The 20,051-nt window shown below is 73.0% G+C and carries 14 protein-coding genes; 10 read left to right on the forward strand and 4 right to left on the reverse strand.

All coding sequences use genetic code 11. The features are described 5' to 3' along the window. Positions 1-157 precede the first annotated feature (157 nt). On the reverse strand, positions 158-835 hold the full coding sequence (locus tag ACFYO8_RS27445) for a hypothetical protein (protein ID WP_354873928.1): 678 nt from the start codon (positions 833-835) through the stop codon (positions 158-160). 69 nt (positions 836-904) lie between these two features. Here ACFYO8_RS27445 and ACFYO8_RS27450 point away from each other — a divergent pair, with 69 nt between their 5' ends. From ACFYO8_RS27450 to ACFYO8_RS27460, 3 genes are read left to right on the forward strand one after another with little or no spacing between them, the layout of a single operon-like run. Beyond that, the gene (locus ACFYO8_RS27450) at positions 905-3,523 is read left to right on the forward strand and encodes a valine--tRNA ligase (RefSeq protein ID WP_354873926.1); all 2,619 of its coding nucleotides are present in this window, start codon (positions 905-907) and stop codon (positions 3,521-3,523) included. Positions 3,524-3,581: 58 nt separating this feature from the next. Further along, positions 3,582-4,916 (forward strand): folylpolyglutamate synthase/dihydrofolate synthase family protein, encoded by a 1,335-nt coding sequence (locus ACFYO8_RS27455; protein ID WP_354873924.1) that lies wholly within the window; start codon positions 3,582-3,584, stop codon positions 4,914-4,916. After that, entirely contained in the window at positions 4,913-5,317 is a 405-nt protein-coding gene (locus ACFYO8_RS27460; protein ID WP_354873922.1) for a DUF4233 domain-containing protein, read from the forward strand. The genes ACFYO8_RS27455 and ACFYO8_RS27460 overlap by 4 nt, the downstream gene beginning before the upstream one ends. 21 nt (positions 5,318-5,338) lie before the next feature. Here ACFYO8_RS27460 and ACFYO8_RS27465 read toward each other — a convergent pair whose 3' ends face one another. Beyond that, positions 5,339-6,685 (reverse strand): VOC family protein, encoded by a 1,347-nt coding sequence (locus tag ACFYO8_RS27465; RefSeq protein WP_354873920.1) that lies wholly within the window; start codon positions 6,683-6,685, stop codon positions 5,339-5,341. A gap of 144 nt (positions 6,686-6,829) precedes the next feature. Here ACFYO8_RS27465 and ndk point away from each other — a divergent pair, with 144 nt between their 5' ends. Then, the gene (gene ndk, locus ACFYO8_RS27470) at positions 6,830-7,255 is read left to right on the forward strand and encodes a nucleoside-diphosphate kinase (RefSeq protein ID WP_354873918.1); all 426 of its coding nucleotides are present in this window, start codon (positions 6,830-6,832) and stop codon (positions 7,253-7,255) included. Positions 7,256-7,367: 112 nt separating this feature from the next. Here the strand turns inward: ndk and ACFYO8_RS27475 are convergent, their stop codons facing one another. Then, entirely contained in the window at positions 7,368-7,808 is a 441-nt protein-coding gene (locus ACFYO8_RS27475) for a carboxymuconolactone decarboxylase family protein (RefSeq protein ID WP_357711146.1), read from the reverse strand. A gap of 420 nt (positions 7,809-8,228) precedes the next feature. Here ACFYO8_RS27475 and ileS point away from each other — a divergent pair, with 420 nt between their 5' ends. Next, positions 8,229-11,375 (forward strand): isoleucine--tRNA ligase, encoded by a 3,147-nt coding sequence (gene ileS, locus ACFYO8_RS27480; RefSeq protein ID WP_357711149.1) that lies wholly within the window; start codon positions 8,229-8,231, stop codon positions 11,373-11,375. A gap of 155 nt (positions 11,376-11,530) precedes the next feature. Continuing rightward, complete coding sequence (locus ACFYO8_RS27485) at positions 11,531-12,223, forward strand: lysophospholipid acyltransferase family protein (protein WP_354873913.1); 693 nt, start codon at positions 11,531-11,533, stop codon at positions 12,221-12,223. A 4-nt stretch (positions 12,224-12,227) separates the two neighbouring features. Here the strand turns inward: ACFYO8_RS27485 and ACFYO8_RS27490 are convergent, their stop codons facing one another. Then, a complete protein-coding gene (locus ACFYO8_RS27490; protein WP_354873911.1) occupies positions 12,228-14,114 on the reverse strand; it encodes a hypothetical protein in 1,887 nt (628 codons plus the stop codon). A gap of 257 nt (positions 14,115-14,371) precedes the next feature. Here ACFYO8_RS27490 and ACFYO8_RS27495 point away from each other — a divergent pair, with 257 nt between their 5' ends. The 4 genes from ACFYO8_RS27495 (at position 14,372) to mycP (ending at position 19,854) form a co-directional block, all read left to right on the forward strand. Further along, the gene (locus tag ACFYO8_RS27495) at positions 14,372-16,357 is read left to right on the forward strand and encodes a TIGR03960 family B12-binding radical SAM protein (protein ID WP_354873909.1); all 1,986 of its coding nucleotides are present in this window, start codon (positions 14,372-14,374) and stop codon (positions 16,355-16,357) included. Positions 16,358-16,527: 170 nt separating this feature from the next. Next, complete coding sequence (locus ACFYO8_RS27500) at positions 16,528-16,965, forward strand: hypothetical protein (protein ID WP_354873907.1); 438 nt, start codon at positions 16,528-16,530, stop codon at positions 16,963-16,965. A 14-nt stretch (positions 16,966-16,979) separates the two neighbouring features. Further along, the gene (locus ACFYO8_RS27505; RefSeq protein WP_354873905.1) at positions 16,980-18,476 is read left to right on the forward strand and encodes a hypothetical protein; all 1,497 of its coding nucleotides are present in this window, start codon (positions 16,980-16,982) and stop codon (positions 18,474-18,476) included. Positions 18,477-18,486: 10 nt separating this feature from the next. After that, positions 18,487-19,854 (forward strand): type VII secretion-associated serine protease mycosin, encoded by a 1,368-nt coding sequence (mycP, locus tag ACFYO8_RS27510; RefSeq protein WP_354873903.1) that lies wholly within the window; start codon positions 18,487-18,489, stop codon positions 19,852-19,854. Positions 19,855-20,051 lie beyond the last annotated feature (197 nt).

Raw genomic sequence — 20,051 nt, forward strand, 5'->3', positions numbered from 1 at the left:
GCCCTCCAGCGCCGATGGTACTGCACTCGGGAGGGTGTGGGAGAGTAGGACACCGCCGGACAAACATTCGAATTCAGGGCCACCCCCAACCGGGGTGGCCCTGAATCGCGTCATGCCCCCGAGAGCCGGCCGGAGCCCGGCCCTCGGATGAGCGAGGTCAGCGGCGCTGGACGGACTCGCGGATGTCGCGGAACAGCGTCGCGGCGTCGTCGACGCGGCGGCCCGGGAACATACCCATCACCACGCTGCCGTGGTCGGCCCAGCCGCAGACCGCGAAGTCGCCGCCGTCGCCGCTGGTCGTGCCGCACTTCATCACGCCACCCAGGCGGCCGGCGTCCACCTCGCGCAGCCCGGCCACCCGGCCGGTCTCGTCGGCCATCAGCCGGAACAGGGTGTCCAGGTCGCGTTCGGGCTGCCACAGCAGCGTCGTGCCGCCGAACAGGAGCACCGAGCGCTTGACGTCCCCCTGGTCGGAGTAGACAGCCCCGAAGCCGCGATCCAGCTCGATGTCGGCGGCCAGGCCGTCGCGCAGGTATTCGGCGGTGCTGCGGGCCCGCTCGCTGTCGTCCCGTACCAGGCCGGCCACCTCGGCGGGCTGGCCGAGGGTGGTGTCCTTCTGCTGGAGCACGCGCCAGCCGCCCAGCCCGAGGGCGCCGGCGCCGGCCAGGCCGGCCGCGACGAGGGCGGTCAGGATGATCTTCCGGCGTCGCGAGAAGGGACGGCGTTCGGGCTCCTGCGCGGGATCGCGGCGGCTCAGCTCGATCGGCTCTTCGGTCAGCTCGACCGGATCGGAACCCCCGTCGACCGCGCGCTCGGTGAGATGCGCGTCGGACATGACCGCCACCGTACGCGAATCACAGGTGGTGCACGTCGGGTCCCCGAAAGCGCTCCGTAGACTTTCAGGGTGACCGAGAGACTGGATGCCCGACGCCCCGACGCCCCGACCCTCGCCGGCCAGTACCAGCCCGGCGAGGTAGAGCAGCGACGGTACGAGCAGTGGGTATCCGGCGGCCACTTCCGGGCGTCGGCGGACAGCGAGAAGCCGCCGTTCACCATCGTCATCCCGCCGCCGAACGTCACCGGCTCGCTGCACATGGGTCACGCGTTCGAGCACACGCTCATGGACGCGCTCACCCGGCGCAAGAAGATGCAGGGGTACGAGGCGCTCTGGCTGCCGGGCATGGACCACGCCGGCATCGCCACCCAGAACCTGGTCGAGCGGCAGCTCGCCGGGGAAGGGCTGTCCCGCCACGACCTCGGGCGGGAGAAGTTCGTCGAGCGGGTCTGGCAGTGGAAGGCCGAGTCCGGCGGCGCGATCCTCGGCCAGATGCGCCGGCTCGGCGACGCGGTCGACTGGGACCGTGAGCGCTTCACCATGGACGAGGGCCTGTCCCGGGCCGTGCAGACCATGTTCAAGAAGCTCTTCGACGACGGGCTCATCTACCGGGCCAACCGGATCATCAACTGGTGTCCGCGTTGCCTCACCGCGCTGTCCGACATCGAGGTGGAGCACACCGACGACGAGGGCGAGCTAGTCTCGATCCGCTACGGCGACGAGGTCGTGGTGGCGACCACCCGCGCGGAGACGATGCTCGGCGACACCGCGGTGGCGGTGCACCCCGACGACGAGCGCTACCGGCACCTGATCGGCACCGAGGTGGAGGTGCCGCTCACCGACCGGCGCATCCCCATCGTGGCCGACGAGCACGTCGACCCGAGCTTCGGCACCGGCATGGTCAAGGTGACCCCGGCGCACGACCCGAACGACTTCGAGATCGGCCAGCGGCACGACCTGCCCTCGCTGACGATCATGGACGAGCGCGGCGTCATCACCGCGCCCGGCCCGTTCGAGGGCCTGGACCGGTACGAGGCCCGCCCGGCGATCGTCGCCGCGCTGCGCGAGCAGGGCCGGATCGTGGCCGAGAAGCGTCCGTACCTGCACGCGGTGGGGCACTGCTCGCGGTGCAAGACGACTGTCGAGCCGCGGCTGTCGTTGCAGTGGTTCGTCAACACCGCGCCGCTGGCGAAGGCGGCCGGTGACGCGGTGCGCGACGGCCGGGTGAAGATCGAGCCGGCCGAGCTGGCCAAGCGTTACTTCGCCTGGGTCGACAACATGCACGACTGGTGCATCTCCCGCCAGCTGTGGTGGGGCCACCGCATCCCCGTCTGGTACGGCCCGGACGGGGAGATCGTCTGCGTCGGCCCGGACGAGGAGCCGCCGTCCGGCGAGGGCTGGCGGCAGGACGAGGACGTGCTGGACACCTGGTTCTCCAGCGGGCTGTGGCCGTTCTCCACGCTCGGCTGGCCGGAGCGCACCCCGGACCTGGCGAAGTTCTATCCGACAAGCGTGCTCGTCACCGGCTACGACATCCTGTTCTTCTGGGTCGCCCGGATGATGATGTTCGGCCTCTACGCGATGGACGGCGTGCAACCGTTCGACGTGGTGGCGCTGCACGGCATGGTCCGCGACGAGCACGGCAAGAAGATGTCGAAGTCGTTCGGCAACGTGGTCGACCCGCTGGACTGGATCGACCGGTTCGGCGCCGACGCCACCCGGTTCACGCTGGCCCGGGGCGCCAACCCCGGCCAGGACGTGCCGGTCAGCGAGGAGTGGTGCCAGGGCTCCCGGAACTTCTGCAACAAGCTCTGGAACGCCACCCGCTTCGCGCTCCTCAACGGCGCGCACACCGACGGCCCGCTGCCGGACGCCGCCGGCCTCTCCACCGTCGACAGGTGGATCCTGTCCCGGCTGGCGCACGTCACCGCCGAGGTGGACGAGCAGTTCGAGGCGTACGAGTTCGCGAAGGTCTGCGACCTGCTCTACCACTTCGCGTGGGACGACGTCTGCGACTGGTACGTGGAGCTGAGCAAGCCGGTGCTGGCCGAGGGCGGCCCCGCCGCCGACGCCACCCGCCGCGTGCTCGGCCACGTGCTGGACCAGCTCCTGCGGCTGCTGCACCCGGTCATCCCGTTCGTCACCGACGAGCTGTGGGCCGCGCTCAGCGGCGGCGAGACCGTGCTGACGGCGTCCTGGCCGGTCGCCGACCGTACCCTCGTCGACGACGCCGCGGAGGGCGAAGTCGGCACCCTCCAGCGGGTGGTGACCGAGGTCCGGCGGTTCCGGTCGGACCAAGGGCTGCGACCGACCCAGCGGGTCGCGGCGCGGCTCGACGGCCTGGCCGGCGCGGGCATCGCGGCGCACGAGCCGCTGGTGCGCTCGCTGGCCCGGCTCGACGCGCCGGGCGACGACTTCCAGGCCAGCGCCACGCTCGCCATGCCCGGCGCGGTCAGCGTCGCGCTCGACACCCGCGGCTCGATCGACGTGGCCGCCGAGCGGGCCCGGCTCACCAAGGACCGGGCGGCGGCCGAGAAGGAAGCCACCCAGGCGCGGGCGAAGCTGGACAATCCGGCGTTCGTCGGCAAGGCGCCCGAACCGGTGGTGGCGAAGATCCGGGAACGGCTGGCGGTGGCCGAGGCGGACCTGGTCCGGATCGACGCCGCACTGGAGGCGCTTCCCTCGTGAGCGCGAGGAGTGAGCCGGGGTCGCGAGCCCCGCAGTCGCGAACGAAGGATGGCTCCGCATGAGTGACCGCACCGAATTCGCCGAGGTGGAGGCCGCGCTCAACGCGCGCGGCTTCACCCGGATGCGCTTCGAGCTGGAGAAGATCGAGACGCTGCTCGACCTGCTCGGCAGCCCGCAGCGGGCGTACCCGTCGATCCACCTGACCGGCACCAACGGCAAGACCTCGACGGCCCGCATGATCGACTCGCTGCTGCGGGCGTTCGGGCTGCACACCGGCCGCTACACCAGCCCGCACCTGGACACGGTCCGGGAGCGGATCAGCCTGGACGGCGAGGCGGTGAGCGAGGAGCGGTTCGTGGCGATGTACCAGGACATCGCGCCGCTGGCCGAGCTGGTCGACCAGCGGTCCACCGAGCCGCTGACGTATTTCGACATGACCACGGCGCTGGCCTTCGCCACGTTCGCCGACGCGCCCGTCGACGTAGCGGTGGTGGAGGTCGGGCTCGGCGGCGTGGAGGACGCGACGAACGTGATCCAGGCCGGCGTCGCCGTGATCACCCCGATCGGGTTGGACCACACCGAGTGGCTCGGCGACACGATCGAGGACATCGCGCTGCACAAGGCGGGCATCATCCACCCCGGCGCCACCGTCATCGCGGCGGCGCAGGAGGAGGAGGCGGCCCGCCCGCTCCTGGAACGCTGCGCCGAGGTAAACGCCACCGTGGCGCGCGAGGGCGCCGAGTTCGGCGTGCTGCGCCGCGCGGTCGCGGTCGGCGGCCAGGTGCTGACCATCCAGGGCCTGGGCGGGGTGTACGAGGAGATCTTCGTCCCGCTGCACGGCGCGCACCAGGCGCAGAACGCGGCGGTGGCGCTCGCCGCGGTGGAGGCGTTCCTCGGCGCCGGGGCGCGACGGCAGCTCGACATCGAGGCGGTCCGTGAGGGCTTCGCCGCGACCAGCTCGCCGGGCCGGCTGGAGCGGGTGCGTACCGCGCCGACGGTGCTGCTCGACGGCGCGCACAACCCGCACGGGATGGCCGCGACCGTGGCCGCGGTGCAGGAGGAGTTCGCGTTCAGCAAGCTCGTCGGCGTGCTGGCGGTGCTCGGCGACAAGGACGCGGCGAGCCTGCTCGAACTTCTCGAACCCGTGCTCGACTCGATCGTGGTCGCGGAGAACAGCTCGCCCCGGGCGATGCCGGTGGACGAGCTGGCCGAGCTGGCGCGGGAGGTATTCGGGCCGGAGCGGGTGCAGGCCACCCGGGAGATGCCCGACGCCATCGAGGCGGCGGTGGCGGAGGCCGAGTCCGACGTGCCGGGCGAGCTGTCCGGGGTGGGCGTGCTGGTCACCGGATCGGTGGTGACAGTGGCCGACGCCCGCCGGCTGCTCAAGCGATGACCGGCTCGCAGCAGGGTGCGGGCGCGGACCAGTCGGCCGGTCCGGAGCAGGTGGGCGGCGAGCGGCGGTCCGGGCTGCGGAACCCGGACAAGGCGGTACGCGGGCTCGGCGCCGGCACCATGTCCCTGGAGGCGCTGGTGCTGCTGCTGGCCATCCAGCCGATCCGGGTGGTCGGCGGGGACCTGAGCGGCGCGGCGATCGGCGCGATCGTGGCGCTGGCGGTCGCCTGCGTGGTGCTCGCCGGCATGATGCGCCGCCCCTGGGCGTGGCACGCCGGCACCGTGATCCAGGGCCTGCTGCTGCTCTCCGGGCTGCTGCACTGGTCGCTCTTCGCGCTCGGGGTGATGTTCGCGCTGGTGTGGGCGTACGCGCTGCACGTGCGGCGGGTCATCCTCGGCTGAGGACGGCCCGCCGCGTACGGCTCAGGCGTCGGCGAGCGTGCGCCACTGGGTCAGCGCGACGCCGTGGCCGTCGGGGTCGCGGAAGGCCGCCGCCCACACCTCCAGCTTGGTGCCCCGGTTGACCACCCGCGGGGCGTACGTGAACCGGACGCCGGAGTCGCGCAGCCGCTCGTACGCGCCCTGGATGTCGTCCACCTCCAGGTTGACGTGCACCAGCCGGCGGCTGATCGGGGCGGCGCCGGTCACCCGGCGCAGCACCAGCCGGGTCGGCCCGGAGGCGAGCACGGCGTTGCCCTCGCCCCGGTCCAGCTCGTCGAAGCCGAGTTCGCGGTAGAAGTCGAGGGACCGGTCCAGGTCGGCGACCAGCAGCGTGATGCCGACGCCGCTGATCGGGCTGGCCAGCTCCTCCGGTTCGGCCGGCTCGGCCGTGCCGGACGAGCCGAAGATGGCCTCGTCCAGTTCCTCGGCGGTCGGCGGCACGTCGGAGCGTCGAGGCGCGTCCGAGGGGTCGTCCAGCGGCACGTCGATCGGGTCGGGCACGGTGTCGGCGGCTGCCGGCCCGGGGTCGACGAGCAGGGTCTCGACCGGCACCGTGTCGACCGGCTCCTCGGCAGGCGAGCGGGGCGCCGGGGCGCGGCGCGGGAGCGGGCCGGCACCGGGGCCGGGGCCGGCCGTGCGGTCGGCCCGTTCGACGAGTTGCCCCTCCAGCACCACCGGGCCGCCGGGGCTCTGGTGCAGCACCACCGGCTCGCGTTGTTCGGCCCGGGGCGGGACGTCGTCCAGGTACGGGTCCGGCGCGGGCGGGTAGTCGTCGCGGAAGTCCTCCTCCGGCGCGCGCCCGGCCCACGGCGGCGCCTCCTGCGCGATCAGCGGCTCGTCCAGCGGGTCCGGCTCGGGGGCGTACTCGGGTGGCAGGTCGGCGAGGGAGGCGGCGCTCTCCGTGTGCGTGGGCACCTCGTCCCAGAGCACGCGTACGTGCCGCTGGTCGTCCAGCGCCACCCGGACCGGCAGCGCCTGGCCCAGCGAGGGCCACTTGGCGACCGGCACCCGAGGCTCGATGATCTTCTTGGAGCGGGGCGGCAGCCCCGGCGCGTCGATGACCAGTTGCAGCTCGCACCGGCCGAACGCGTACTGGGTGGGCGGCTCGGAGGCGCTGTGCACGTGCCCCAGGCCGATCACCCACGTGCGACCGCCGCCGCGCACCGTGGCCAGGGCGATCGCCAGCACCAGCAGGGCGACGCCGAGGGCGACGATGGCCCAGCTCGTCATGCCGAGCCCGAACACCGTCACGAAGGTGGCAACGGTGCCCAGCACCACGCCGATCAGTTTGCGTACCGGCGCGATCGTGCGGTTCCCGCCATTCGCCACAGTGGACCTCCCAGGGGTTCCAGGGCCAGGCTAGGCCGCCGCGGCGGGCCAGGGAAGACGCAGCCGCCGCGCCGGCGCCGGGACCGGGTCGCTACGCTGACCGTACCCAGCCGAACCCCGTTGAGCGCACAGGAGGCAACCAGCGTGTCCAGCAGCAGCCCGGACGAGCGGACGCTCGTACTGATCAAGCCCGACGCGGTGCGCCGAGGTCTGGTGGGCGAGGTCCTGTCCCGCTTCGAGCGCAAGGGGCTGCGGATCGACGCGCTGGTGAGCCGGAGCATGGACGGCGACTTCGCCGACCAGCACTACGCCGAGCACGTCGACAAGCCGTTCTACCCGCCGCTGAAGACGTTCATGACCAGCGGGCCGCTGGTGGCGCTCGTGCTCTCCGGCGACCAGGTGATCGAGGTGGTGCGCGCGATGATCGGCAGCACCGACGGCCGCAAGGCCGCCGCCGGCACCATCCGCGGCGACCTGTCGCTGTCGAACCGGGAGAACCTGGTGCACGCCTCCGACTCGGCGGACAGCGCCAAGCGCGAGATCGCGCTCTGGTTCCCCGAGCTGGCCTGACCGACCCGCCGACGGCCCCGGTCCCGCGCCGCGCGGGACCGGGGCCGTCGTGTGTCCGCGGTCGGACCAGGGCCGCCCTCAGACTAGGGCCGCCGTCGGACCAGGGCCGCCGTCAGACCCGGGCCGGCGGCTGGGTCTGGCAGGTCACCGCGATCCGGTTCCACACGTTGATGGTGGCGATCGCCATCACCAGGTCGGCCAGCTCCTTCGCCGACCACACCTTCGCCGCGGCGTCCCAGACGTCGTCCGGCACGCCGTGCTCGCCGAGCCGGGTCACCGCGTCGGTGAGGGCCAGCGCGGCCCGCTCCCGCTCGTCGAAGAACGGCGCCTCGCGCCACGCCGCGACCGCGAACAGCCGGCGGCTGTCCTCCCCGGCCGCCAGGGCGTCCCGGCTGTGCATGTCGACGCAGAACGCGCAGCCGTTGCGCATCGACGCCCGCAGCTTCACCAGCTCCAGCACGGTGTGGTCCACGTTCGCCCGGACGTACTTCTCCAGGCCCAGCACGGCCTGGTACGCCTCCGGCGCCACCGCCGCCATGTCCATCCGGCTCATCGCCGCCTCCTCCGAGATTCGGGTACGTGGACAGGACGAGGCTGCGCGGGCGCGGTGTGACGGGACCGCGGTGTGACGGTGGTCATGATCGGACGTCGCCGTCAACCTCATGATCAACGGGGGGAGGGCCGGGCGGGCGATACTCGGCGGCGCGGCGGGCGGGGGGTCGAGTACGCTTGACGGGCACAGGCGACGACCCGGCCATCACCGGCGAGCCTCCGGAAGAACGGCCGGGTCACCGGCTCAGTAGACCCGGACGGGACCGGCCCGTCACAGCCGGCCAACGAGCGGGCGGTCGCACCTCGGCCGCCAAGCGGGGTGGTACCGCGGGCCAAGCCCGGGCGCCGGTCACGGCGTACCGGATTCGGCTCGTCCTCGCAGACCACTGACGAGTGAGCTGCTGAGGGAGAGCGACAGGCGATGGCCTATCCGTTGCACGACCCGACCGGCGCCGGTGTCCCGGCGAGCCCGGACCTGCCCGCGGTCGAGCGCCGGGTGCTGGAGCACTGGACGGCCGACAAGACCTTCGAGGCGTCCGTCGAGGCCCGCGACGCCGGCCCTGACGGCGAGAACGAGTACGTCTTCTACGACGGCCCGCCGTTCGCCAACGGCCTGCCGCACTACGGCCACCTGTTCACCGGCTACGTCAAGGACGTGGTGCCGCGCTACCAGACCATGCGCGGGCGGCGCGTCGAGCGCCGGTTCGGCTGGGACTGTCACGGCCTGCCCGCCGAGGTGGTGGCCGAGAAGCAGCTCGGCATCACCACCAAGGCGGAGATCCTCGACCTCGGCGTGGCCCGGTTCAACGACGCCTGCCGCGCCTCGGTGCTGGAGTTCACCCACGACTGGGAGCGGTACGTCACCCGGCAGGCCCGCTGGGTCGACTTCGCGAACGACTACAAGACGCTCGACCTGGACTACATGGAAAGCGTCATGTGGGCCTTCAAGACCCTGCACGACAAGGGTCTGGTCTACGAGGGCTTCCGGGTGCTCGCGTACTGCTGGCGGTGCGAGACGCCGCTGTCGAACACCGAGACCCGGATGGACGACGTCTACCGGGACCGGCACGACCCGACGCTCACCGTCTGGTTCGAGCTGACCGCCGACGAGAACGCGCCGGAGCCGCTGCGCGGGCCGGTCAAGCTCGGCGTCTGGACGACCACGCCGTGGACGCTGCCGTCGAACCTGGCGCTCGCCGTCGGCCCCGACATCGAGTACGCGCTGCTCGAGCGCGACGGCGAGCGGTACGCGGTCGGCGCCGCGCGCCTCGGCGCGTACGCCAAGGAACTCGAGGGGTACGAGCAGGTCGGCACCGTGTACGGTCGCGACCTGGTCGGACGCCGCTACACGCCGCTCTACGACTTCCTCGTCGAGCCGGCCGGCCCGAACGCCTACCAGGTGCTCGGCGCGGACTTCGTCACCACCGAGGACGGCACCGGGATCGTCCACCTGGCCCCCGCCTTCGGCGAGGACGACCAGAACACCTGCAACGCCGCCGGCATCCCCACCGTCGTGACCGTGGACGACCACACCCGGTTCACCGCGTTGGTCCCGCCGTACCAGGGCGAGCAGGTCTTCGACGTCAACAAGCCGGTGATCCGGGAGCTGAAGGAGCGGGGGGTGGTGCTGCGGCAGGACACCTACACCCACTCCTACCCGCACTGCTGGCGCTGCGACACCCCGCTCGTCTACAAGGCGGTGTCGTCGTGGTTCGTCGCGGTGACGACGTTCAAGGACCGGATGGTCGAGCTGAACCAGCAGATCAACTGGACCCCCGGGCACATCAAGGACGGCTCGTTCGGCAAGTGGCTGGCGAACGCCCGGGACTGGTCGATCAGCCGGAACCGGTTCTGGGGCTCCCCGATCCCGGTGTGGCGCTCCGACGACCCGAACTACCCGCGCGTCGACGTGTACGGGTCGCTGGCCGACATCGAGCGTGACTTCGGCGTACGCCTGACCGACCTGCACCGGCCGGCGGTGGACGACCTGGTCCGTCCCAACCCGGACGACCCGACGGGGAAGTCGATGATGCGCCGGGTGCCGGAGGTGCTGGACTGCTGGTTCGAGTCCGGCTCGATGCCGTTCGCCCAGGTGCACTACCCGTTCTCCAACCGCGAGTGGTTCGAGCACCACTACCCGGGTGACTTCATCGTCGAGTACATCGGGCAGACCCGCGGCTGGTTCTACACCATGCACGTGCTGGCCACCGCACTGTTCGACAGGCCGGCGTTCCGCAACTGCCTCAGCCACGGCATCCTGCTCGGCTCGGACGGGCGCAAGATGTCCAAGAGCCTGCGCAACTACCCGGACGTCTACCACGTGTTCGACTCCTACGGGTCGGACGCGATGCGGTGGATGCTGATGTCCTCGCCGGTGCTGCGCGGCGGAGACATGGCGGTCACCGAGTCGGGCATCCGGGACGCGGTGCGCCAGGTGCTGCTGCCGTTGTGGAACGTCTGGTACTTCTTCTCGCTCTACGCCAACGCCGACGGCCACACCGCGCGGCGTCGTACCGATTCCACGAACGTGCTCGACCGGTACGTGCTGGCGAAGACGAACGAGCTGGTGGCGACCGTCGGCGCGCAGATGGACGCGTACGACATCTCCGGCGCCTGCACGACCGTGCGGTCCTACCTCGACGCGCTCACCAACTGGTACGTGCGCCGGTCCCGGGACCGGTTCTGGGCCGGCGACGCGGACGCGTTCGACACGCTCTGGACCGTGCTGGAGACGCTGTGCCGGGTGGTCGCGCCGCTGGCGCCGCTGACCGCCGAGGAGATCTGGCGCGGGCTGACCGGCGAGCGGTCGGTGCACCTGACCGACTGGCCGCAGGCGGCGCAGTTCCCGGCCGACCACGAGCTGGTCTCCGCGATGGACAACGTGCGGGCGGTCGCCTCGGCGGCGCTGTCGCTGCGCAAGGCCAAGGGCCTGCGGGTGCGGCTGCCGCTGGCGAAGCTCACAGTGGCGTCGCCGGTCGCCGACCAGCTGCGGCCCTTCGCCGAGCTGGTCGCCGACGAGGTGAACGTCAAGGAGGTCGTGCTCACCGACGAGGTGTCCGCGTACTGCCAGCAGGTGCTCACAGTGGTGCCGCGGGCGCTCGGCCCGCGCGTCGGCAAGGCCGTCCAGCAGGTGATCAAGGCGGTCAAGGCGGGGGAGTGGGAGCTGCGCGACGGCGCCCCGGTCGCCGCCGGGGTCACGCTGGCCGAGGGCGAGTACGAGCTGCGCCTCGTGGCCGCCGACGCCGAGCACTCCGCGCCGCTGCCCGGCGGTGAGGGCGTGGTCGTGCTGGACACCGAGGTCACGCCGGAACTGGCCGCCGAAGGGCTGGCCCGGGACGTGGTGCGCGTCGTGCAGCAGGCCCGCCGCGACGCCGACCTGGACGTCTCGGACCGGATCACGGTGGCCGTCTCCGCCTCGGAGGAGGTACGCGCGGCGGTCGCCGCGTACACCGGGTTCGTGGCCCGGGAGGTGCTCGCCGACAGCGTCGACTTCGCCGACGGCCTCGACGGCTTCGACGGCGAGGCGGGCGAGGGCGAGCGCGTGACAGTGGTGGTACGCAAGGTCTGATGTAAGGCGGGGGCCCTTCCCGACGCCTGAGGTACAGGAAGGGTCCCCGCTCGACACCCGCCCCAGGAGTGGACCACGGGCGACCCGCTCGGTGGCGGACGGCAGCGTCCGCTACCGTGACAGCGCCTGTTTCACGTACGACCGCCGGAGGACCCGTGCCCCTGCTCTACACCATCGGCAAGCTCACCGTGGCGCCCGCGCTCCGGTTGGCCTTCCGTCCGCACGTGGAGGGTTTGGAGCACATCCCGGCGACCGGTGGCGCGATCTTCGCCAGCAACCACCTCTCCGTCGCCGACGAACTGCTCCTCGGCACCGTGGTGCCCCGCCACCTGGCGTTCTGGGCCAAGTCGGAGTACTTCACGGGCACCGGGCTCAAGGGCGGCTTCTCCAAGTTCGTGCTCACCGGGCTGGGTGCGATCCCGGTCGAGCGGGCCGGTGGGCGGGCCGCGCTCACCGCGTTCGACGCGGCGATCCCGGTGCTCAAGGCCGGTGACCTGGTCGCCGTCTACCCGGAGGGCACCCGCTCCCCGGACGGGCGGCTCTACCGCGGGCGTACCGGCACCGTCCGGCTCGCGATCGCCGCGGGCGTGCCGATCATCCCGGTCGGCGTGACCGGAACCGACAAGGCCCAGCCGATCGGTACGCGGATCCCGCGTCCCGGCCGCGCCAAGATCACCATGAAGTTCGGCAAGCCGCTGGACTTCACCGGCCGCCCCGACGACCGCACGTCGCTGCGCGCGATGACCGACGAGATGATGGCCGAGATCCAGCGGCTCAGCGGCCAGGAGTACGTCCCGCGCTACGCGCCGAAGCGCGCCGACCAGGCCGGCGGCGAGCAGACCGCCTGAGCGGTCAGGACTTCGGCACCACCACACGCTGGCGCAGGTCGTTCAGCAGCCGCCCGCTGTCGTCCACCGACAGCCGGGTGAACACGCCGGCGGCGAGACTGCCGTGGTCCACCGAGACGCAGACCACCACCGAGTCGCCGTCCGCCAGGCCGACCGCGCATCGCGCGTACCGGCCCCGGACGCCGGTGTCCACGCTCACCGACCCCTGCAGGGCGTAGTCCCCGGCGAGGCGGTCGAGTTCCGACTTGGCGTCCGACTCCGGACTGAACCGCAGACCGGTGCTGCCGAACAACGTCACCTGCTTGTCGTCGCTCGTGGTGTAGATGCCGGCGAACGTGTCATCGGCGAGCAGGTCCGACGCACGTACCCGGGCTTTCAGCTTCTCGGCGGCGGCCCGGCTGCTCTCGTCCTGGCGCAGCTGCAGCGAGTCGATCTGGTCCGGGAGGCCGGCGCTGGCCGGGTACTGGCTGGAGATCGGCTGGAACCACCAGAGCGGGAGGCCGCAGCAGCAGGCGACGGAGAGCAGCAGCACCCAGGGCCAGCGGCGCCGGCGGCGGTTCCGCTTGGGCGGCTGCTGCCAGCCGGGCGGCGGCGCGACCGGCGGACCGGCCTTGCCCCGGCGTTGCTTCGGCGGCCGTCCGCGCTTCGCCGGCGGCGCGACGGGCGCGGCCGGCGGCATCGGCCGGGCGGCCGGCGGCGCGGGGTGGCGCGGCGGCGAGACCGGCCGGGCCGCTCCGGGGTACGGCGCGCCGGGCGGCGACACCGGGCGGGCGGCGGGCGGCGCGGGATGGGCCGCGGGCGGTGCCGGCTGCGGGGCGGACTGCGCCGGCGGCGCCGGGTGGGCCGGGTGCGGGTTCGCCGCGGCCCAGGGCGCGGTGTACGGCAGCGTCGGCGTCAGCGGCGGCAGCTCCGGCGAGTGCAGCTCCCAGCCGGTGGTGTCCACCCCCGCCCACGGGTCGACCGGTGTGGCGTGTTCCGGCGCTGCGAGCGGCGGCACCGGCGTGGGCTCGGCGGACTCCCCCCAGGCGGGCCGGCGTGGCGGCGGTGGCGGGACGGCGGCGGAACCACTCCAGCGGGGCGCAGGCGCCTCGACCCGGGTCGGGTCGGGGGTCGTCTCCACACGTGTGGGATCCGGCGTGCTCGCGGCCCGGGCGGAGCCGGCGGCGTTCTCGACCTTCGTGGGGTCCGGGGCGGTCGTGGCCCGGGGCGGCTGCGGCGCGAGGTCGACGCGGGTCGGATCCGGCCGGCGATCGGTCCGGGGAGTGGGTACGGGCGTGGTGCGGCCCGGAACCGGAGCCGATCCCCGAGCCCGGGTGACCGGTGCGGGCGATCCTGTCTCGGCGGTCGGCGCGTCGGCCGTGTCACCGGGTGTCCCGGCGTCGCCGGCCGCCGTGCCGGCGGGCGGGTGCGGGTTGGCGTCGTCGAGTAGGGCGGTGTCGGCAGGGCCCGCGTGGCTCCCCGCCGGTTCGGCCTGCGGTGCCGGTTCGGTCGGTACGGGCGTGGACTGAGGGCCGAGGGTCGAGGTCGCCGGGCTCTGCGCGGTCGGGACCTCGGGCGGCGAGTCGTGGGAGTGATCGCCCGGCGGCCGGGCGCCGGGCGGCTGCTCGTCGGACGCGGCGGACGGCTGGCGGTCGGGCGCACCGTCGTGCGGCCGGCCGTCGGCGTCGGACGGGCGTTCGACGGGCGCCCCGGCGGGGGTCTGGTCGGCGGCGGCGTCAGACGGTCGGTCGGCCGGCGCCCTGTCGGGGGTCCGGTCGTCGACGGTCTCCGTGCCGGCCGGAGCCGAGGCGCCGGTGGCGTCCTCGGTGTCGACGGCGGTCGGCGGCTCGGTGACGGACGGCATCTCGGCCCCGTCCGCCGGTCGGCGCGCCGCCGGCTGCGGCTGCGGCATCGCGGCTATCTCCTCTCGCGCCCGTTGCGAGGTTAGTACCGTCCCGCCACCCGGCACGAATCCCGCCCGCCCCCGCCCACCCTCCGCCCCGCACCGGTGGCCCGGTCCCCACGCCCGGTGATCAAGGAGTTCGTGTCCGTCAGGAGCGCGGGACAGCACGCAAACTCCTTGATCAACGCGGCGGAGGTGGGCGCGGGCGGGTGGCGGCGGGGCGGAGGGCGAGGGAGGGCGGGGGGCACCGCGTACGCTTGGGCATCATGAGTGCCCCGTCCACGACCCCGCGTCCCGCCGCCGCCAACTCGGTCTGGCCCCGGCTGGAGCCGTTGCTGCCGCAGGTGACAAAGCCCATCCAGTACGTGGGTGGAGAGCTGGGAGCGGTGGTCAAGGACTGGGACGCGGCCACCGTCCGCTGGGCGCTCATGTACCCGGACGCGTACGAGGTGGGCCTGCCCAACCAGGGCGTGCAGATCCTGTACGAGGTGCTCAACGAGCTGCCCGACGTGCTGGCCGAGCGCACCTACGCCGTCTGGCCCGACCTGGAGAAGCTGATGCGCGCCCACGGCGTGCCGCAGTTCACCGTCGACGCCCACCGTCCGGTGCGTGACTTCGACGTGTTCGGCGTCTCGTTCTCCACCGAGCTGGGCTACACCAACCTGCTCACCGCGATCGACCTGGCCGGCATCCCGCTGCTCGCCGCCGACCGTACCGACGCCGACCCGGTGATCGTGGCCGGCGGGCACGCCGCCTTCAACCCGGAGCCGATCGCCGACTTCGTCGACGCCGCGGTGCTGGGCGACGGCGAGGAGGCGGTGCTGGAGATCACCGCCATCGTCCGGGAGTGGAAGGCGGAGGGCTCCCCGGGCGGCCGGGACGAGCTGCTGCTGCGGCTGGCCCGCACCGAGAGCGTCTACGTGCCGCGCTTCTACGACGTCGACTACCTGCCGGACGGCCGGATCCAGCGGGTCGTGCCGAACCGCCCGGACGTGCCGTTCCGTGTGCACAAGCGCACGACCATGGATCTGGACGCCTGGCCGTACCCGAAGAAGCCCCTGGTCCCGCTCGCCGAGACCGTGCACGAGCGGTACGCGGTGGAGATCTTCCGGGGCTGCACCCGGGGCTGCCGGTTCTGCCAGGCCGGCATGATCACCCGCCCGGTGCGGGAGCGTTCGATCACCACCGTCGGCCAGATGGTCAAGGAAGGGCTGGAGTTCTCCGGCTTCCACGAGGTGGGCCTGCTGTCGCTGTCGTCGGCCGACCACTCCGAGATCGGCGACATGTGCTCCGGCCTGGCCGAGCAGTACGCGGGCACCAACGTCTCGCTGTCGCTGCCGTCGACCCGGGTGGACGCGTTCAACATCGACCTGGCCCAGGAGCTGTCCCGCAACGGGCGGCGGACCGGTCTGACCTTCGCCCCGGAGGGCGGGTCGGAGCGGATCCGCAAGGTGATCAACAAGATGGTGTCGAAGGAAGACCTCATCCGCACGGTGGTCACCGCGTACTCCAACGGCTGGCGTCAGGTGAAGCTCTACTTCATGTGCGGCCTGCCCACCGAGACCGACGAGGACGTCCTGGAGATCGCCGACATGGCGCACGAGGTGATCCGGGCCGGCCGCGCGGCCACCGGGTCCAAGGACATCCGCTGCACGGTCTCCATCGGCGGGTTCGTGCCGAAACCGCACACCCCGTTCCAGTGGGCCTCGATGGCGCCGCCGGAGGTCATCGACGCCCGGCTCAAGCTGCTCAAGCAGGCGATCAACAGCGAGCGCTCGCTGGGCCGGGCGATCGGCTTCCGCTACCACGACGGCGAGCCGTCGCTGATCGAGGGCCTGCTGTCCCGGGGCGACCGCCGGGTCGGCGCGGTGATCCGCAAGGTCTGGGAGAACGGCGGCCGGTTCGACGGCTGGAGCGAGCACTTCTCGTACCAGCGGTGGGTCGACGCCGCCGCCGAGGTGCTGCCGGCGTACGGCGTCGACCTCGACTGGTACACCACCCGGGAGCGCGAGGAGCTGGAGGTCCTGCCCTGGGACCACCTCGACTCCGGCCTGGACAAGGACTGGCTCTGGCAGGACTGGCAGGACTCGCTGTCGGAGTACGAGCAGGACGACTGCCGCTGGACGCCCTGCTTCGACTGCGGCGTGTGCCCGTCCATGGACACCGAGATCCAGATCGGCCCGACCGGCCGCAAGCTGCTGCCGCTCACCCCGGTCAACGGGCTGAAGCTGCCCGCCGCGGCCCAGGGCTGAGGCCGCAGGACTCCGACCGAGCGCGGGCACCCGACCGGGTGCCCGCGCTCCGCCGTCTCTCCCGGCGGTCGCCGCGATACGCGGGGTGGGGGTGCCCCGACTGGTCCTTCCTCGATACGCTGCGTCCGTAATGGACCGGCCGGGGCCGGCAGCGGGGGAGGACAGGCAGCATGGGTATCAATCCGCCGGACACCGGCGATCTGCACGTCAGCGTCGAGGACCTGGATGCGACGGCCGAGTACATCGAGCGCCTCAAGCAGTACGTCGAGGACACCATCTCCTGGGAGATGGAGCGCATCAAGCTGAACATGAAGGGCGACAGCAACAGCCCGCAGATCGTGGCCAACGGCACCCCGTTCGGCGCGTTCGACGACGCCCGCCTCCAGTGGCAGGAGCTGGAACGCTCCACGGCCAACATGGAGGCTCACCTCAAGGGCCTGTCCGCGAAGCTGGACGGCCTGAAGAAGGGCACCCAGGACATCGCCAAGGCGTTCCGCGACGCCGAGGAGCGCAACGCCGCGAACGGCAAGGACATCGAACGGCTGCTGGAGTCGGCGGCTCCGCCGCCCACCGGCGCAGAGCCGCCCACCTACCCGTACCCGGCCTGAGAGAGGAGACGGTCATGGCTGGAGCCACCTGGGAACGTTGTGTCCGCGAGGTGACGCTGTCGGCGGATCCGTACACCGTCGGCCTGGTCGGCTCGGGGTGGAGCAACCTCTCCACCGCGCTCGGTCACCTGCGCGACTCCCTCGTCGGCCGGTCGTTCGTCGGCCCGATCGCGGCCGGCCAGGAGCGCCCGCACACCGGCGGCCTGCCCGGGATGCTCGCCGGCTGGAAGGGCAGTGGCGGCGACGCGTACCGCGAGCACCTGTCCGAGATCGGCAAGGACATCGAGGAACTCATCACGCACGCCAGCAACGTCAGCGGCGCGCTGTCCCGGATCGAGGGTGACATCCGCAAGACGGTGGCCAGCATCCCGGTCCCGCTGATGGACAACTTCGGCTGGAACGAGTGGAGCCTGCCCGGCGGCACCGAGCTGGACGACGCCCGCGACGGTGAGAGCCAGTCCGGATTCCTCGCCGCCCTGCGCAGCGACTTCCAGGCCAACCAGGCGTTGTACGCCGACGGCGCGTTCCGCGACAAGGCCGACGACCTCGAAGCCACCATGAAGATCGACGGCAACGCCAACGACCAGAAGCGTGGCGGCTGGTGGGACACCAAGTCGCACCTCGACAACTGGTACAACGACAACCAGAAGGCGGCAAACACGGCGATGTCGCCGTTGCCGGCCGCGGTGGAGGCCGAGCGCCCCAAGCTGGCCGTACCCCGCCCCTCCGGGGACGATCTGGGCGACGGCTACCGGCCCGACCCGCGGGTTCCCCCGGCGGGCGTGCCCGGCGGCGGCCTGCCGGGCGGCGGCGCACCCGGCGGGGGTGGGCCCGGCGGCGGCCTGCCCGGCGGCGGCCCGACGCCGTCCCTGGGCAGCACCGGCATCGGTGGTGGCATGCCCGGTGGCGGTTCGTTCACCCCGCCGAGCACCGGTGTGCCCGGCGGCGGCATCCCTGAGGGCGGTTCCTACACCCCGCCGGGCACCGGCGGGATCCCCGAGCTCGGCGGCGCCCCCGGCTCGGGCACCCCGGAGTACGGCAGCGGCCTGGCCGGCGCGGGCGGACCGGGCACGATCACCGCCGGCGGACCGGGCACGCTCGGTCTCGGTGGTGGCGGTGGTGGCGCGGGTGGACTGAGCGCCGGTGGCGGCGGCTTCGGTGGCGGCGGCGCCGGGCTGGGCTCGGCCGGCGGGATCGGCGGCGGCGGGATCGGGGCGGCCGGCGGAATGGCCATGGGCGGCCTGCCCGGCATGGTCGGTGGCGGTAACGGCAAGGTCCCGCCGCTGACCAGCGCGGCCAGCGCGCTGAAGGCCGCGGCCGGTGCGGGACCGGGCGGCGCGGCCGGTGCGCGTGGCGGGATGGCCGGGGCCGGGATGATGGGCGGCGGAATGATGGGCGGCCACGGCGGCGCCGGTCACGGCGGCGACGCGGCCGGGCACTCCTCATGGTTGACTGAGGACGACGATCCGTGGGGCACCGGTGACGGTGCGTCCCCGGGCATCCTGCGATGAGGACGGACGGATGAAGGTGCACGTCGGCGCGCTCCGGCCGGTGGCGGCCGGTCTGCTTGCCGGACTGATGCTGCTGGGCGCCGCCCAGCCGGCGGTCGCCGCTCCGCGCCGCGCCGAGCAGTGGTATCTGGACGAGCTGCGGATCGACCGGGCGCATCAGATCTCCACCGGGCGGGGCGTCGTCGTCGGGGTGGTGGACACCGGCGTCGACGCCGGGCACCCCGACATGCGGGGCCAGGTACTGGCCGGGGGCAGCACCCGCGGCTCCGGCGACGGCCGGCGCGACCCGGACGGCCACGGTACCCACATGGCCGGGATCATCGCGGCCAACGGCGCCGGGGTGGTCGGCATCGCGCCCGACGCCCGGATCCTGCCCATCCGCAAGCCCGCCGGCGCGGCGGCCACTCCGGACGACTCCGCGACCGGCATCCGGATGGCTGTCGACGGCGGGGCGAAGGTGCTCAACCTGTCGTACGGCGGCGCCGGGGCCGTGGACGAGGGCGAGGAGGCCGCGATCCGGTACGCGCTGGAGCGCGACGTGGTCGTGGTCGCCGCCGCCGGCAACACCCGGCAGTCCGGCCCGGACGTCGCCTCACCCGCCAACATTCCCGGCGTGATCGCGGTGACCGGCACGGTCCGGGGCGGAGGATTCTGGTCCGGATCGGCCCAGGGCCCGGCAGCGGTGATCGCCGCGCCCGGCGACGAGGTCTACAACATCGGCCCGGACCGGGGCTACGGCTGGGGGGACGGCACCTCCGACGCCGCTGCCATCGTCTCCGGTGTCGCGGCGCTGATCCGGTCGAAGCACCGAGACCTCTCCGCGCCCGACGTGATCAACCGGATCATCCGCACCGCCCGGGACGCCGGCCCGACCGGCCGGGACCCGCGGTTCGGCTTCGGCCGGATCGACCCGGTGGCGGCGCTCACCGCCGACGTGCCGTCGGCGGCGGCGAACCCGCTGCTCGGGGACGCCGCGCCCAGCGCGTCCGCGCCGCCGGCCGCCGCCGAGGACGACAACTTCGACGTGACGAAGTACGGCGACCGGGGCGGCCCCACCGACCAGCAGGTGATGGTGATCGGCATCGGCATCGCCGTGGCGCTCGTCGTGCTGCTGGCGCTCGTGGTGTTCCTGATCTGGAACCGCCGTCGTCACCGGCGCGAACTGGCCCGGGCCGGCTCGATCCCGGCCGAGGAACTGGACCGGATGAACGGGCAGGGCCCGCCGGTCCCCGCCGGTCACCCCCAGCAGGGCGGATACTCCCAGCCCGGTGCGTACCCGCCGCCCGGCGTGGGCGCCTACCCGCCCCACGGTCAGGCCCAGCACACTCCACCCGGCCGGAGCCCGTACGCCCCACCCGGCGACGACGACCGTTCCTGACCCGCCGCGTCCCCGGCACCAATCCCGCACACCCACCCTCACCGTCCCCGCGCAGCCCTCCGAGGCCCCTGAGCTGGTCGATCATGACGTTGACGACGCAATCGGAGATCAAATCGCCGCCAGCTTCATGATCGACGGGATGGGGTGCAGGGCGGTGCGGGGCGAGTTTGGGTGGGTTTGGGGTGGGTGGGTGGCCC

It is taken from the genome of Micromonospora sp. NPDC005257 (assembly GCF_042872445.1).
In the GTDB taxonomy this organism is placed as follows: domain Bacteria; phylum Actinomycetota; class Actinomycetes; order Mycobacteriales; family Micromonosporaceae; genus Micromonospora.